The organism is Allokutzneria sp. A3M-2-11 16, assembly GCF_024213555.1.
In the GTDB taxonomy this organism is placed as follows: Bacteria; Actinomycetota; Actinomycetes; order Mycobacteriales; family Pseudonocardiaceae; genus Allokutzneria.
In genome coordinates this window covers 287,446-303,119 of the sequence record NZ_JANAVO010000004.1, presented here as the reverse complement: position 1 = coordinate 303,119, position 15,674 = coordinate 287,446, and the positions used below count along the sequence as shown (strand labels likewise).

Annotated in this window: 2 protein-coding genes (1 of these 2 running past the window's edge); both read right to left on the bottom strand. The window is 72.7% G+C overall.

Translation table 11 applies throughout. From position 1 onward, the window contains the following. Positions 1 to 9: 9 nt before the first annotated feature. Positions 10 to 1,041: an outer membrane protein assembly factor BamB family protein gene (locus NLX83_RS25325; protein ID WP_254237654.1), complete on the bottom strand. Its 1,032-nt coding sequence runs from the start codon at positions 1,039 to 1,041 to the stop codon at positions 10 to 12. A gap of 88 nt (positions 1,042 to 1,129) precedes the next feature. Continuing rightward, a protein-coding gene (locus NLX83_RS25320; protein WP_254237653.1) for a phosphotransferase crosses the window boundary here: on the bottom strand, positions 1,130 to 15,674 show its end. Its footprint extends 56,519 nt past the window's final position; the window shows 14,545 of its 71,064 coding nt (coding positions 56,520-71,064); its start codon lies beyond the right edge, outside the window; its stop codon occupies positions 1,130 to 1,132.

Sequence of the window (15,674 nt, the reverse complement as noted above, 5' to 3'; positions counted from 1 at the left end):
CTCGCGGTGCTAGGCGCGTACGGCGAGGAGGGTGCCCCGCGTTCCCACGTAGAGGGTGCCGTCGGCGTCCACGGCCGGGGTGTAGGCCATCGTCTCCGGCAGGGTCCACAGCCAGCGCTGCCGCCCCTCGGGGTCCAGGCACAGCACGAAGTCCGGCTCCCGCTGGGCGCGGCGGTGGGACAGCTCCGGCTCCGGGCGGCCGATGACGAACAGGTGACCGTCGGGCGCGGCGAGCACCATGTCCGGCTTGGCCGGGACCTCCTGCTTCCACCGCACCTCACCGGGCAGGTCCACGGACATCACGGTGTGGCTGCGGGTGAACGGCAGCGGCGACTCGGTGGGGCCCTGGGCCACGAACCGGCCGGGGTCCGCGTCCAGCGCCGTGATCGGCTGGTGCGGGGTCCACTGCGAGACCACGCGCTCGGTCGCCCCGTCACGCGGGTCGATGGCGTAGAGGCCGGTCCCGATCTCCTCGGTGAACTGGGCGAGCAGCCGCCCGTCGCGCAGGACCGTCACCGGTTCCCGGACGCCCCGCCCCGGACCCGGGGCCAGCCAGCGGGTCTTGCCGTCGCCGTCGAGCGCGCGGACCCCGTCCTTCGCCGGAACGACCACCAGGTCGCCCGTCGTGACCGGCGGGTAGAAGCTGCGGGCCGTGAGCGGGGTGCTCCAGCGCCGCTCGCCGTCCACGCTCGCCTTCGTCAGCGCGGGCGCGGAGTCGACGTAGAGGAGGTCCCCGTCCGGCGCGAAGCTGACGGAGATCACCCCGCGCGCGGGCCACCCCTTCACCTTCTTGCCGGTGTCGGCCTTGCGCACCACCATCTCGTCACCCTCGGCCCCGACGAGCAGGCCGTTGGGGGTCGCCAGGGGAGCGCGCCTGGGCCGGTCGCCGGGTTTGACGGACCAGAGCTCACGTCCCTCGCCGTCGAACGCCGTCAGGCGCCCACCCCCGGACACGACGCACCCGCCGGGCGCGATCGCGATCTCCCCGCCCGGGGCCTCCGGCAGCGCGACCGTCCACACGACGGACATCTGGTCACTCATCGCCATCCTCCAAGCCGAGGCCGTCCTACGTGGCCCAGCAACTCGCTGATGTTGTACACAATGCCGGACACCGCCCGGTACCGACGGCTCACGGCGAGCCCTCCACGGCGAGCGGATCGGGCAGCCCCAGCAGCCCGCGCAGGCCGTCCAGCTTCCGGGCGGCGGCCACGTACTCGTCGTCGTCCAGGTGGCGGCGCCCCGCCTCGGCCGCCGCGTCCAGCATGTCCTTGATGGTCAGCTGCATCAGCAGGTACGAGGTGCGGCCCGCCGTGATCACACCGGGGAAGACGCTGTCGTAGCCCTCGGTGAACCTGTCGATGGCGGTGAGCATGGCGTCCCAGTCCCCACCCATGACCGTGTAGACGCTCGCCACGAAGTGGTCGAAGTCGGCGAGCGGATCGCCGTAGTCGGTCAGGATGGCGAACGCGACGCCCGCGTGCTCCTCCAGCTGGGACGGCATCCGCGTCCGGACGGGCGCGCCGTCCGGACCGGTGGACTCCACCATCAGCTCCGGGTCGATCAGCCAGACCTGGCCGTCCCGGCTCAGCACCAGGTTCCCGACGTGCAGGTCGTTGTGGGTCTGCACGACCCGGCCGCTGTCCAGATCGCCCAGGTCCGCCTCGACGCCGAGCAGGGCGTGCTCGATGGCGTCGACGTCGGTCAGGCCGATCCAGTCCGCGAAGTCGGTGTTCTCCGCGAGCGCGAGCAGCCGCGCCGAGGCCAGCCTGTCCGCCGGGAGCTGGAACGGCTCCGGTGACCGGGTGTCGTCGTGGGTGAGCAGGTGCAGGAACCCGGCGGTCACCCCCGCCTGCTGGTAGCCGTGCAGGTAGGCGTCGACGAGCGGCTGGCGGGCGTCCTCGTCGTTCTGTTCCAGCACGACGGCGATGTCCTCCAGGGGCATCGCGCCCGGGACGTAGCGGGTGATGCTCAGTCCCCGCTGCACGGGGTCACCGGGCGCGCCGATGATCCCGGTCTCGACGGGCACCGGGAGCGGGAACGGACGGCCGGTCTTCTCGGCGAGGTCGTTGACGAGTCCGAACGCCCGCACTTCTCGGAGGTACCTGCCCAGGGCGGCTTCGGGGCGGTGGTCCCAGACATCGCTGATCTTCACCACGGCGACCGGCTCGGCGTCCGCGTCGCCTTCGGGCGCGTCCCACACGAAGAAGACGTTCTTGTCGCCGAGCTGGGTGAAACTCAGGTTCTCCGCGTCGGTGCGCCCGAGCGCGTCGGCGACGAAGCGCGTGAGGGTCGAGGCGTGTTCGTGCTCCGGCTCCGCCAGCGCCGCCGTCACGGAGATGACGTCCAGGCCGGGCAGGACGCGCGGCGCGTGCTCGGCGAACTGCTGGATCAGGCCGAGGTTGTCCCGGTGCTCCCCCCGGTCGGCCATCGGCCGCAACGGGGTCGTGCGCGCCAGCTCCACGGCCTGCCGGACCCGGGTCGCGCTCTCCCGGTCGTCGAGGCCGAGCAGGGCGCGCAGGTCGTGCACCCGGGCGGAGGCCGCCCGCAGCTCGGAGCGCCAGGCCACGCCCTGCCGCTCCCGCTCGGCGATCATCGCCAGTTCGGCGAGGCCCAGCTGGAGCAGCACGTAGGCGACGCGCCGCTCGGTCACCACACCGGGGAGCACCGACTCGTAGCCCGCGGTGAACCGGCCGACGACCTCCAGCAGCGTCGGCCAGTCGTCGGCCAGCTCCTGGTACGCGTTGGCCACGAAGGTGTCGATGTCCAGCAGCGGGTCACCGAACTCGGTGAGCACGACGGCCGCGGTGACCACCTCGGCACCGTCTGCCGACGGGGCGGTCCTCCTGACCGGCATGGCGCGCCTGCCCACGGAGTCGGACATGACCTCCAGGTTGACCACGCGCACCGAGCCGTCCCGGCCGACGACGATGTTGTCCAGGTGGAAGTCGTTGTGGGTCAACGCGATCAGCCCGCTGTCCAGGCGGTCGAGCTCCGCCTCGGTTGCGAGCACCGCCTCCGTCAGGGCGGTGACGTGCTCGGAGAGCGCGATCTGGTCGGCGAACTCGGTGTTGCCGCTGAGCGCGGCGAGCCGGGCCGAGGCCAGCGTCACGGCGGCGGGCCGGACCGGGTCCGGGTTCTGCCGGGGATCGACGGACACCACGTGCCCCTGGGCGACGCGCTCGCCGACTCGCCGCGCCGTGTCCGCGAGGGCGGTCGTGGCGGCCTGCCGCTCGCTCACGTCCTCCAGATCGGCCAGTTCCTCGAACAGCGTCCGGAGGTCCCGTGCCCCGGGCGGCACGGCCGAGATGGTCAGCCCCGTCGTCATCGGATCTCCTGGGGCACCGACGATCCCGGAGTCCAGCGGCAGGTCGTACGGGTGTGGCCGGTCGGCCCGCCGCGCGTGCACGGCGACCGCGGCGAGGGACTTCATCTCCCGCAGGTAACCGCTCACCGTGGTGGGGTTGCCCTCCCAGTCGGTGTACAGCTTCACGATGCCGACCGCGTCGCCGGTCGTGGCGTCGACGACCATGAAGGCGCCGGTGTGACCGACGCGCCGGAAGCCCAGGTTCTCACCGGTCCGGCCGAGCGCCCTGGCGGCCAGGTCGGCGACCGCAGCACGACCCGGGTGCGTGGGCTCCTCAAGTGCGGCGAGCACGTCCTGGCCGTTCATGCCGGGCAACAGGCGTGGCGCCTCGGCGACGAACTCCTGGATCGCCTCGTCGTTCGCGTTCGGCTCACCCTCGACGGTCAGCGGCTCCAGCGGGATGGACAGGGCGATGTCCAGGGTCTCGTGGACCCGCTCCGCACCGTCGGGCGCCGCACCGTCCTCGCCGTCCACACCGAGGAAGTCGAGGAGGTGCTCCAGCGTCTCCTGCGCCTCGGCGAGGTGCTGCGGCACGTTCCGTCCCTCGGCGATTTCCTTGCGTGCCCGCGCCAGCTCACCGACCAGCGCGAGCATCGTGTAGTAGCGCAAGCGCCGCGCGGTCACCACGCCCGGCAGCACCGCCTCGTAGCCCTCGGCGAACGCGTCGAGCACCCGCGCCAGGGTGGCCGGGTCCCGCCGCAGGTCCGCGGCCGCGTTCGAGACGAACCCGTACAGGTCCACGAGCGGATCGCCGTACTCGGCCGTGCCCGCGCTCCGCGGGTTCCGGCCGGGCCGTCCGCCCGGCAGCATCGAGTCGGCCATCATCTCCAGGTCGATGACGTGCGCGGCACCGTTGGCGTCGACGAGCACATTGCCGAAGTGGAAGTCGTTGTGCGTCAACGTGACCAGGCCGCTGTCCGTGCCCTCGGCCCCCACCGCCTCTTCCTCGGCGCGGATCGCCGCTTCCAGCGCGTCGAGATGCCTGCCGAGCCCGATGCCCTCGGCGAACTGGAGGTCGTTCTCCATCGCGCGCAGCGCCCTGGTGGCCGTGTCCGGTGTGGCGGGAGTGGAGCGCGGAGCCGCATTGTCCAGGGAACTGCTGTCCACGGAGCCGCGGTGCAGCAGCGCGGCCTGTTCCCCGGCGAGGTGGCTGCCCGCGACGAGCTCGTCGGCGGCTTCCCGGCGCAGGTCCGGGTCGTTGCTGTCCAGCGCGGTCGAGCGCAGCTGCCCCAGCGACTTCCCGCCCGCCACGAACGGGGTGATGACCAGGCCCGACGTCGTGTCGCCACCGGGCTCGCCGACCATGCCCGCTTCGAGCGGGGTGACCACCGAGGCGGACTCCTCGCCCCGTGCGGCGATCGCGGCCACGGCGGCGAAGGCCTGCATCTCGCGGATGAACCGGCCCGTGGCGATGTGCTGACCGCGGCCCCAGCCACCGGTGTAGAGCTTCAGGATCGCCAGCGGTTCGCCGGTGCCGCGGTCGTCGACGCGGTAGATGCCGGACTTGATCTTCGTGAAGTCCAGGTTCTCGACGTCGGCGCGGCCGAGGGCCCGTCCGGCCAGCTCGGCGACGTCGCGCCGCGCCGGGTCGTCGGAGCCCGGTTCCAGCGCCCGTTCCACCGCGGCGGCGTCGAGTTCGCCGAGCAGCCGCGGCGCGTTCTCCGCGAACTCCAGGATCGCCGCCTGGTTGTCCGGTGACTCGTTCACCCCGTCCAGCCGCACCAGCGAGGTGCGCAGCGCCAGGTCCATGGTCCGCCGCACCCGGGCCCCGGTGTCCTGCGGGCCCAGCACCTGGCGGAGGAAGTCCAGCAGGTGGTTCGACACCGAGTAGAGCTTCGCCTCGGCGGCGGGCCTGTTCACCTGCATCTCGCTGTACTGGACCAACCGCCCCAGCGCGAGCGTCGCCAGGACGTAGCGCACGCGCTGTTCGGACACCACGCCGGGGAAGACCGAGTCGTAGGCCTCGGCGAACGCGGTGGTCAGGCGCAACACCGTCGCCCAGTCGCCGTAGAAGGCGGTGAACACGCTCGCCACGAACCGGTCGACGTCGGCGAGCGGGTCGCCCTGGAAGGCCAGGACCGGGCGTTCGAGCCGGTTCTCGGTGTAGACCTCGCCCCGGCCGGGCAGTCCGCCCTCGCGCAGGTACTGCGGCATCAGCTCCGGGTCGATGACGTGCAGCCCGCCGTCGGCGTCGGCGAGGAGGTTGCTCATGTGGTAGTCGCCGTGGGTCAACGCGACGACGCCGCTGTCCAGGCCGCCCACGGTCAGCTCCAGGGCGAGCAGCGCCTGTTCGAGAGCCGTGAGGTCCTCGCTGAGCCCGATGCCGTCGGCGAAGCGGCTTTCCGTGCCCAGCCGCCGCAGCAGGCCGGACGCCCGGTGTTCCTCGGCCTGCTCGAAGGGCTCGGTGACCGCCTGCCCCTCGTCGCGGCTGGCCTGGTGCAGCCGGGCGGCGCCCTCGCCCGCCCGCGTCACGGCTGCGACGATCCGGTCGGCGATCTCCTGGCGCAGGGCGGGGTCGTTGGTGTTGCCCAGCTGGTCCGCCAGCTTCAGCAGCGGTTCCGCGCCCGCGGGGAACGGCGCGACGATGAGCCCGGACATCGTGTTCTCGCCGGGGATGCCGACCACACCGGCCTCGATCGGCCGCACGAGCGGGAAGGGGTCGTCGGGCAGCTGCTCCACCAGGGCGTACGCCTGCATCTCCCTGATGAACCGGCCGACCTGCGGGGTTCTCGCGTTGCCCCAGCTCACGGACAGTTTGATCACCGCGACCGGTTCCCCGGTGCGGAGGTCCCGCACTCCGGCGATCCCCTCGCGCAGGCGCCAGAGCTCCAGGTTCTCCGGATCGGTCCGGCCCAGCGCCTCCGCGACGAGGCCGATCGCCGCGGCGCGGTGCGGCGAGGTCTCGTCCTTCAGCGCCGTCACCACCTCGGGGACGCTGAGCCCGGGCAGCAGGTGCGGTGCCGCCGCGGTGAACCGCGCGATCGCCTCGCGGTTCCGGTCGGTCTCGACGAGGTCGACCATCGGGTGCATCGGGGTGTCCATGGCGAGCGCCATCGTCGCCTCGACGCGCGCCGAGGGGGTGGCGTGCCGCGGGTCCGCCGCGGCACCGGAGAACTCCTCGACCGCCACCTGTTCGGTGATCCCGCTGTCGTCGTGGCCGAGCAGGGCCCGGATGTTGGCCACCACCTGGGCCGCTTCCTGGTCCCGCTCGACCCAGAACTCGTCGCGCTGCTCGCTGACCGCCATGTTCTCCAGGTCGGTGAGCGAGAGCAGCAGGAGGATGTGGGTGACCCGGTCCTCGGTCACCACCCCGGGCCAGACGGCCTCGTAGCCCTGGACGAAGGCGTCGACGGCCTGGGTGAGGCTGTTCCAGTCGTCGCGCAGTTCGAAGTACAGGCGCGAGATGAACTTGTCGACGTCGGCGAGCGGGTCACCGTAGTCGGCCAGGACGACGAGTTCTTCCTCGGGGACAGTGCCGTCGGGCAGCGCGATCGGGGTCCTGGCCGGGACGCCGCCCGGGCGCAGGGAGTCCGACATCAGCTCGACGTCGATGATGTGCACGTTGCCGTCGGAGTCGACGAGCAGGTTCCTGAGGTGCAGGTCGTTGTGGGTCAGCACCACCCTGCCGCTGTCGGCCCGCACCGGGTCCAGCTCGGTGGCGACGACCAGGCCGTCGAGGGCCTCGAAGGCCGCGGCGTCGAGGCCGAACCGGCGGAGGAAGTCGGAGTGGCCGCGCAGTCGCTCCAGCACGGTCGAGGGCATCTGGTCCGCGGGGATCCGGAACGGCTCCGGTGCCGCCCCGGTGTCCTCGGACATGCGGTGCAGCGAGGCGACGTGCCCGCCCGCCTGCCGGGCCACCCCCAGCAGCGCCGACCAGACCTCCTGCCGTTCCTGCTGGTCACCGGCGTCCAGCACGTCGTTGACGAGGTCGAGGACCTCCCGGGCGCCCGGGACGAAGGGGAAGACCGTCACGCCGGTCGCCATGTGGTCGCCGGGAGCCCCGACGAACCCGCTGTCGACGGGCATCACCACCGGAACGGGCACGCCGGACCGCCGGGACGCCTCGGCGACCGCGGCGAACGCCTGCATCTCGCGCAGGTACTTGCCGTTGGCGGTGATGCCGGAGCCCCAGGCGCTGTACAGCTTCACGATGCCGATCGCCTCGGTGCCCGTCCCGGGCGTCGCGACCGCGACGAGGTAGACACCGTCCTGCAGCGGCTCGAAGACCAGGTTCCCGGGGTCGTCGCGGCCGAGGGAGGCGGCGATGAACTCGGCGACGGCCCGGCGGTGCTGGTGCGTGGTCTGCTCGAGGCTCCCCGACACGTCGGCGATGTCCATGCCGGGCAGGACGCGCGGCGCGTTGCCCGCGAACTCCCGGATCGCGTCGTGGTTGGCCACCGGCTCCTGGTTGACCGACAACCGCTGCAGGTCCGCGCCCAGGGCGAGCTCCATCGTCCTGGCGACGCGCTCGGCGGGGGAGAGCGCGTCGTCGGTGGCGACCGGCACCGGCTCCGCGGCCGCGGCGACATCGTCGGTGACGCCCAGCAGGTCCCGGAGGCTCTCGAGCGCCTTCTCGGCCGCCGCGAGCTGGTGGGGCATGGACGCGACGCTCTCGGGCAGGTCGCTGACCCTGGCGAGCCTGCCGAGCAGCAGCAACGTCAGGACGTACCTCGCGCGGTCCTCGGTCACGATGCCGGGCAGGACCGAGTTGTAGCCCTCGACGTAGCCCTCGATCGCCTCCAGCACCGTGTCCGGGTCCTCCGGCAGCTTCTTGTACAGGTCCGTGACGAAGAGGTCGAAGTCGACGAGGGGATCGCCCTGCTGGGCCATGACCGGGTTCACGTGGTGGTCGCCGACGGTCTGCGGCGTCCGGGTGGGACGGCCCTCGGTGTCCATCGACTCCGCGAGCAGCTCCAGGTCGATGATGTGCGGTCGGCCGTCGGGGCCGATGAGGATGTTGTCGGCGTGGTAGTCGTTGTGGGTCAGCGCCACCTTGCCGCTGTCCAGGCCGCCCAGGTCCCCCTCGGCGGCCAGCACCGCCCGCTCCAGCCCGGCGAAGTACCGGCCCAGCCCGATGGACTCCGCGAAGCGGGCGTTGCCGCGCAGCGCGCGCAGCATGCTGGAGGCCAGGTGGTCGTCGGCGGGCTCGAAGGGCTCGGGAGTCTGCTGCTCGTCGAGGGTCGCACGGTGCAGCCGCGCGGCCTGTTCCCCGGCCAGGCGGCTCGCGTCGACCCAGGCGTCCATGGCGTCCTCGCGCGCGCCCGGGTCGCCCGTTTTCTCGGTCTCGCGCACCGCGGCGCCCAGCTGCCACAGCGGGCGCACACCCGGGACGACCGGGGAGATGATCAGCCCGGCCTTCGTGTCGTCCTCCGGCGCGCCGACGAGTCCGGCTTCGACCGGGGTCACCACGGCCATCGGGTCACCGGCCCGGCCGAGGGCGGCGAAGGCCTTCATCTCCCGGATGAACCGGCCGGTCCCCACGTCGCCGCCCCACTCCGTGTAGAGCTTGACGACCGCGATCCGTTCCCCCGTCGTGGTGTCGACGACGAAGTGGACGCCCTGCTTGATCGGCTGGAAGGCCAGGTTCTGCGGATCGGTGCGGCCCAGTGCCCCCGCGACCAGCGCGGTGACCGCGGGTCGCTGCTGGTGGGTGTCCAGCAGCAGCGCGTTGGTCACGTCCTGGGTGCTCAGCCCGTCGAGCAGGCGGGGTGCCCGTGCGGCGAACTCCGCGATCGCCGGGCCGTTCCTCGGGTCCTCGCCGACCTGGGGCAGCGGGTGCATCGGCGTCGCCAGGGCCAGGTCCATCGTCTCCGCGACCCGCCGGGCGGCGGCCTCGGCAGCGGCCGACACCTCGGCGGCGCTGAGCCCGGGGGCCGGGGGACGCGCGAGCTCGCCCATCCGCTGCCGAACCTGCCTGGCGACCTGCTGGACGTCCTCGACGGTCCACACCGAGTCGTGGACGGGGTCGTTCGGGAACTCCGCGCGACGCCGGTCGAGCGCTTCTCCCGGCCCGTACAGCTGTTCCATCTGCCGGTAGCGCGGGTCGCGGCGCAGCGCGTGCAGGTCCAGCTGCCGCCCGATCGCCGTGTGGTACCCGCCGTTCGGGCCCCGCTGGCCGAGGATGGCGAACCCGCGTTGCTCGGCGGCCTGGGCGAGCATGAACTGCGCGGCGGTCTCGGCCCGGGGCACGGCGTGGGCGAGGGCGCCGGACGCCCGGATCGCCAGGCCCTCAGCCGTCTCGTTGAAGGCCGTCGCGGCCAGCACGCCCTGCTCGCCGTAGGTGACGACGGCGACCGTCGAGTAGGCCAGCTCGCTCAGGATCCAGGCGGCCATCCGGTCACCGTTCGCGGCGTAGTGGCGGAGGCCGTCGGTCAGCCAGCGCCAGTTCGGCGTGTCCCGCTCGGCGAAGAGGCTCTTGCCGCCGGTGCTGAAGAACTGGTGCGCCTCGAAGGCCATGAAGTCGATCGACTGCGCCGGGACTCCCCGCCCGGTGTTGGGCGGGAACGCCGGTGCCTGCGGTGCCTGCGGTGCTTGAGGCGCCTGGGGTTCCTGGCGCGCCTCTGGTTCCTGCCGCGTCTCGGGTCGCGTCTCGGTCGTCGCGGCGGCGGTGGGGGCCCTGTCCGGCTCGCTGGTTTCCCGGTCCGTGGCCCGCGTCCCAGGTTCGACCCCGAGCACGCCCACCGCGAAGTTCATCGCGTCGGAGCCGAGCAGCCGGGTGACGGCGGGCCGCTCCAGCAGGTCATCGCCCGCCCGCTGCACCAGTGCCTCGACGGTGTCGCGCGCCTCGGCCAGCATCCGTTCGCGGAGGTCCGCGTCCTGCGTGGTCGCCATGCGGACGGCCAGCACGTTGAGCTTGGTGATCAGACCGACGACGGGGTTGTTCAGCGGGTACTGGCTCCCCCGGTCTGGCCGCCAGTCGTAGGCCTCCACCAGGCCCCAGCCGAGCTGCTCGGCCACCCTCCACGCCGTGTCGGCCGAGTCGGCCCGGTTGGCGATGGTGATCTTCAGCATCATCTGGCCGGTGGCGACGTCCTCGACGAACTCGACGCTGTCGAAGTCCCCGTGCGGATCGTGCACCACCGTCAGGGCCGCGGTCGTCAGGAACTCCTGGGAGACGACCGTGAGACCGCCCGGCGTGGCCGCGACGGTCACCCCGGGGATGCCCGTCAGCTGTGAGACGTCGAACGAGGACGTGATCCGGAGCTGCTTGGAGAGCGCCCGGATGAGGGAGTCCATGTCGGCGAAGGCGTTGGGGGCCAACATGATGACCCGGCTGTCCTGGTCCCCGGAACTCCCGCGCGACCGCTTGGCCGGATCGTGCGCGTCCACGTCGTTGCGGATGATGACGTCGTCCAAGGCGTTGAGCTGTTCGGTGAGCCCGCCCCGTTCGGCGGCCTCCCGGACGGTCGCCATGGTCTGGGGGAGACCGCCGTAGACGTCGTCGCCCGAATCCGCGGCGTGGTGCGCCGTGCGGAGATTCCGGCCGCTCACGATCGCGCCCTGCCACGTCCTGCCAGTGATCGTGCCGTTGTCCTTGATCTCCTGGAGCCGCGCCAGGGCGGCGGAGATCTCCGTCTCGGCGATGCCCAGTGCCCGCAGCCGCTGGGCGAGCTGGACGGTGTCGATCGCGTCGACCGCGCTGAGCACCCGCGGGTCCAGCTGCCTGCCGCTGTTCTTCACGCGCGTGACGAACTCGGAGATGATCGCGTCGGACCGCGCGCGCGGGCTCCGGAAGCTCAGCGCGTTGTCGATCAGCGCCAGCTTCCCGTTCACCGTCATGTAGTTGCCGGGATGGCGGTCGCGGTTGCCCATCACGTAGTCCAGGACCGCGGCGCGCTGGAGGTCGATCTCGTCGTACTGAGCGAGGTCCGGGTAGGCGGGGCGCGAGTCCGCGAGCCACCGCTGGGCCACGCCGCGGCGGTCGTCCCCGTCCGTCCAGTCGGTGGTGACCGGGATGAGGTCGGCCCAGCCGAGCTCCTCGGCGAGCCGGTAGGCGGCGACCTCGCGAACGGCGTGGCTCTCCGGCCAGTCGTTGTCGGGATCGGGCTTGACCATGGCCTTGTCGTCCGGGTTCAGCGGTACGACGTGGGCGGATGAGCCCGGGAGCTGGAACGGGGCCGTGGTGACCCCGGCCAGCTCCGTCCGCAGTTCGCGCTCCGCCGCGCTGGACCCGTCTTCGGTGATGCCGTGCGCGCCGTGATCGTGTTCGCCGTGGAACAGGACGTCCACGAAGTCGGCGTCGGGCAGGGTGACGGGCCGCCTGGCTTCGACCGGTGGTTCCTGGCCGATGACGGGCGTGCGCGTGACCGCGGGCTGCGGCCGGTCGGGGTGCAGCCGGGCGACCGCGACGGCGGCGGCGTTCTCGGCGTGGTCTTCGAGCAGGTCGACGGAGGTGTTGCCGGGCCGGACCCCGGCGCGCAGCTGCTTGGCGTGGGCGAGCTCGTGGGCCAGGACCCCGACCAGGGTCTCCATGTCCGCGAAGGCGTCGGGGGTCAGCCAGATCTCCCGGCCGTTGCGCGGGTCGCCCTGGGCGAAGACGGGGGTGGCGCCCAGCGCGCCTTCCCGCCGCATCATCCGGAGCGCTTGCTCGCCGTGCTCCAGGACGAGGTTCTGGATCAGGGCCAGGTCTCCGGTGAGGCCCGCCAGCTGGGCCGCCCGCTGGACCGTCTCCGCCGTGATGGGCAGCCCGGGCCGCGGAGTCGACGCGCGCGTGCCGAAGTCGTCGGGGACCCAGGTGTACTCGCCGGGCAGGGTCTCGCCCCGGATGACGCGGTCCCACGCCTCGCCGGTGATCTTCCCCTGCTGCTGCATCTCCCACAGGCGGCCGAGCGCGGCCTGGACCTCGAACTCGTCGAGGCCAGCCGAGCGCAGCGCCGCGGCGAGCGCTTCCGGCTCGACCTCGTGCAGTTCGGCCAGCACCCGCGGGTCGAAGGGCAGGTTGACCTGGTCCAGCACGAAGTCGGAGGTGATGACGGTGGTCGCCAGGTCCGCCTGCGCCCGCGTCGGCAGCGAGTCCGGGTCACCGAAGAGCACCAGGCCGCCGTCCGCCCTGGTCCCGTGCGTGGCGGAGCCGCCGGTCTTGGCCAGCAGGTAGTGCACCGCGGCGGCGCGCTGCCGGTCGAGCGAGTCGTAGGTGCTGACGGGCCCGGCCTCGGTGGCGCCGGGAACGTGCTGCTGCACCGCACCACGGCCCAGCGGGCTGTTCCACGGAGTGGTCGGCGTGCCGAGGTGCTGCCACTTCACCACGTCCAGCGTCCGCCAGTGCGCGACGAGGCGGTTCGGCACCGCCTCGGGCTCGCCGGGGAACCGCGGGTTCTCCTGGTCCGGGACGAACGTGCCGGCCGGGTCCTCGGCCGGGCCGACCTGGAACTCGCCGTGGGCCCGCCGCACCTGGCCGCCCTCGGGCGTGGCCAGCCGCCGGGCGAGCCCGGCCTCGCCGTCGTTGAGCCCCTCGGCGACCTCGGCGAGGGCGCCGAGGCCCGCCAGGTCCTCCAGGCCCATCCCGGCGAACTCGTCCGGAACGGCCGTCCCGGCGAAGCGGGCGAGGTCGACCGGGCCGCCGTCGGCGAACTGGATCTCCCCGTCCCAGGCGCGGCCGGTGATCATGCCCTGGTCGCGCATCTCCTCGATCCGCGCGATGACCCCGGCGACCTCGTGCTCGTCGAAGCCGTCGGCGCGCAACCGCTCCGCGAGGACGTCGGTGCGCACGTTGTCCAGCTTGATCATCGTGTCCTCGTCGAGCCGGACACCGACGTGCTCGGCCACGAAGTCGGACCGGATGGCGTTCCAGCTCGCGGTGACCCCGCGCGGGTTCCTCGGCGGGAAGGACGTGTGGTTCACGGTCAGCACCAGCTGGCCGTCCGGGCCGGTCGCGTACGTCCCGTACCCGCGGCCGGTGTGCCCGATCGCGTAGTCGAGCACCGCGGCCCACTCCTGGTCCAGCTCCGGGTACTCCCGGGTGTTCAGGTGGCCCGGTTCGGCGTCCGGGACCGTCCGGTGCACGGCACCGCCGGGACCGTGCGGGCCGTCGCCCCAGACGGTGGCCGTCGTGACGAGGTCGGCGAGGTCGAGCTCCTCGGCGACGTGCGAGGCGCCGACCACGCGGCGCGGCCTGCCGTCCAGCCCGCCGTCGAAGTCGCCGTGCGGCCGCAGCGGCATGTACTCGCCGATCGGCTCGCCGCCCTCGCTGACCTCGAACCGGTCGGGGCCGGTGGCGGTCGCCGTGCCGGACACGACCGCGCCCGACAGCTGTTCCCGCAGCTCTCGTTCCGCTGGCAGCGGTTCGACGGTGGGCGCGCCGTCGTCGAGCGCCGCGAACAGGTCCGCGGTGTCGTCCGAGCCGATCCCGAGCAGCACGCGGATGTTGGTCAGCGCGGCTTCGGCTTGATCCGTCGCCCTCCGGCCCGCTTCCACACCCAGGTCGATGACGTACAGCTGGAGCAGCAGGTAGTTCAGCCTGCGCTCGGTCAGGACACCGGGCAGCTGCTGCTCGAAGCCCTCCGCGAAGGCGTTGACCACGCGGAGCAGCTTCGGCAGGTCGTCCTTGAGGTGGGCGTGGGCCTCCGTCACGAAGAGGTCGAAGTCCACGAGGGGATCGCCCCGGTGCGCCAGCACGGGCTGCTCGCCCGGCTCGTTCATCGCGGGCAGGTCCTGCGCGGTCCTGGTCGCGGCGCCGCCCGCCAGCAGCGAGTTCGCCATCTTCTCCAGGTCGATGACGACGACCTCGCCGTCCGAGGTGAGCAGCAGGTTCCCGAAGTGGAAGTCGTTGTGCGTCCGCGAGACCAGACCGCTGTCGGTGCTGCCCAGCTCCTGTTCAGCCGCCAGGACCGCGTGCTCGATGTCCGCGAGATCGGCGTCGAGTCCGATGGCGGCGGCGAGCTCCCCGTTCCGCGCCACCGACCGCAGCCGGGCGGAGGCGAGCCGGTCCTCGGGGATCTGGAACGGCTCGGGGCGCTGGTCCTCCTCCACCGAGAGCGCGCCGAGGGTCCCGGCGTGTTCGCCCGCCCGCCTGCTGCCGCGGATCAGGTCCTCGGCCGAGTCCGGCGAGACGAGCACGTCGTAGAGCGACCGCGCGCCCGGGACGAACCGCGTGATGGTCAGGCCCGAGGTGCCCGGCGCACCCGGGGCGCCGACGACCCCGGCCTCGACCGGCGGCACGACCGGGATCGCCCGGCCCCGCTGTTCGAAGAGCTCCAGCACCGAGGCGAAGCCCTGCATCTCCCGCGCGAACCGGCCGACCGCGGAGTGGCTTCCCCGTTCCCAGCCGTCGTAGAGCTTGAGGACACCGACCGGCTCACCGGAGGCGATCACCAGGAAGACGCCGTCCTTGATGAACTGGAACCCCAGGGTTGACGTGGCGGGCAGGCCGAGGGCGTTGGCGGCCAACGCGACGAGCGCGGGCCGGTTCGGGTCGGTGTGCCGCCGCAGCCCGTTCAGCACCTCGCGCCCGCTCAGCTCCGGCAGCAGCCGCGGCGCGTTCTCCGCGAACGCCTGGAGGGCGGCGTTGTTCTCCACCGGCTCGGCGAGGTTGACCTGCGGCGCCAGTCGCGTGTTCAGCGCGACGGTCATCGTCCGCCGGACCCGCTCGGCGCCGTTGTGAGCCGCCGTGACCGGGGTGTTCATGACTGCGGGGTGGTCTGCGCCCAGGAATGCCTCGACCTGCTCCTGCCACAGGGTGCGCAGTTCGTCGGTCAGCGTCGGCGCGACGACGTCGCCGTCGCGGACCGCGCGGTCCTGCGCGATGGCCATGAAGGACTCCAGCGCCCGCTGGAACACGGCGGGGTCCTTGCCCGCGGTGTCGAACCAGAGGTGGAACTGGGCCTGCGCGCGCCGGTCGGTCAGGGTCTCGTACATCTCGGTCAGCTCGGTGGAGAGCCCGCGCGGCGCGGGCACGGGCTGATCGCCCGCCAGGAGCGCGACGGCGTTCTCCAGCCCGAAGACCGCGACCAGCACGGCGTCCGCCTCGGCCGTGTTCTCCCGCTCGGTCCGCCGGAGCTCGGCCAGCTGCTCGTGCAGGAGCCGGTTCCGCTCGGCGGTCGGCGGCGTCGTGCTCAACCGGCTCAGCGGGTGGTCCGTCACGACCGGCGTGCCCGCGCCGTCGATGATGAGGAAGTCCACCCGGCGGGTGCCGGGGAACTCGGCCTTGGGCGGGTTCGTGCCGCGCCGCGTCTCCGCGTACGGCTGCTCGACCTCGACGCCGTCCTTGGCGATGAACTCGATCCGGCCGCCGTGGTTGACCGCGATCAGGCCGCCGCGCTCGCCCCTGGGGTCGTCGTCGGTGATGTGCAGGACGAGCGCCATCGCGCCCTCG

What these genes read in the sequence shown, in the direction of transcription:
- NLX83_RS25325 (WP_254237654.1), bottom strand. Translation starts at nt 1,041, where the DNA reads ATGAGTGACCAGATGTCCGTCGTGTGGACGGTCGCGCTGCCGGAGGCC.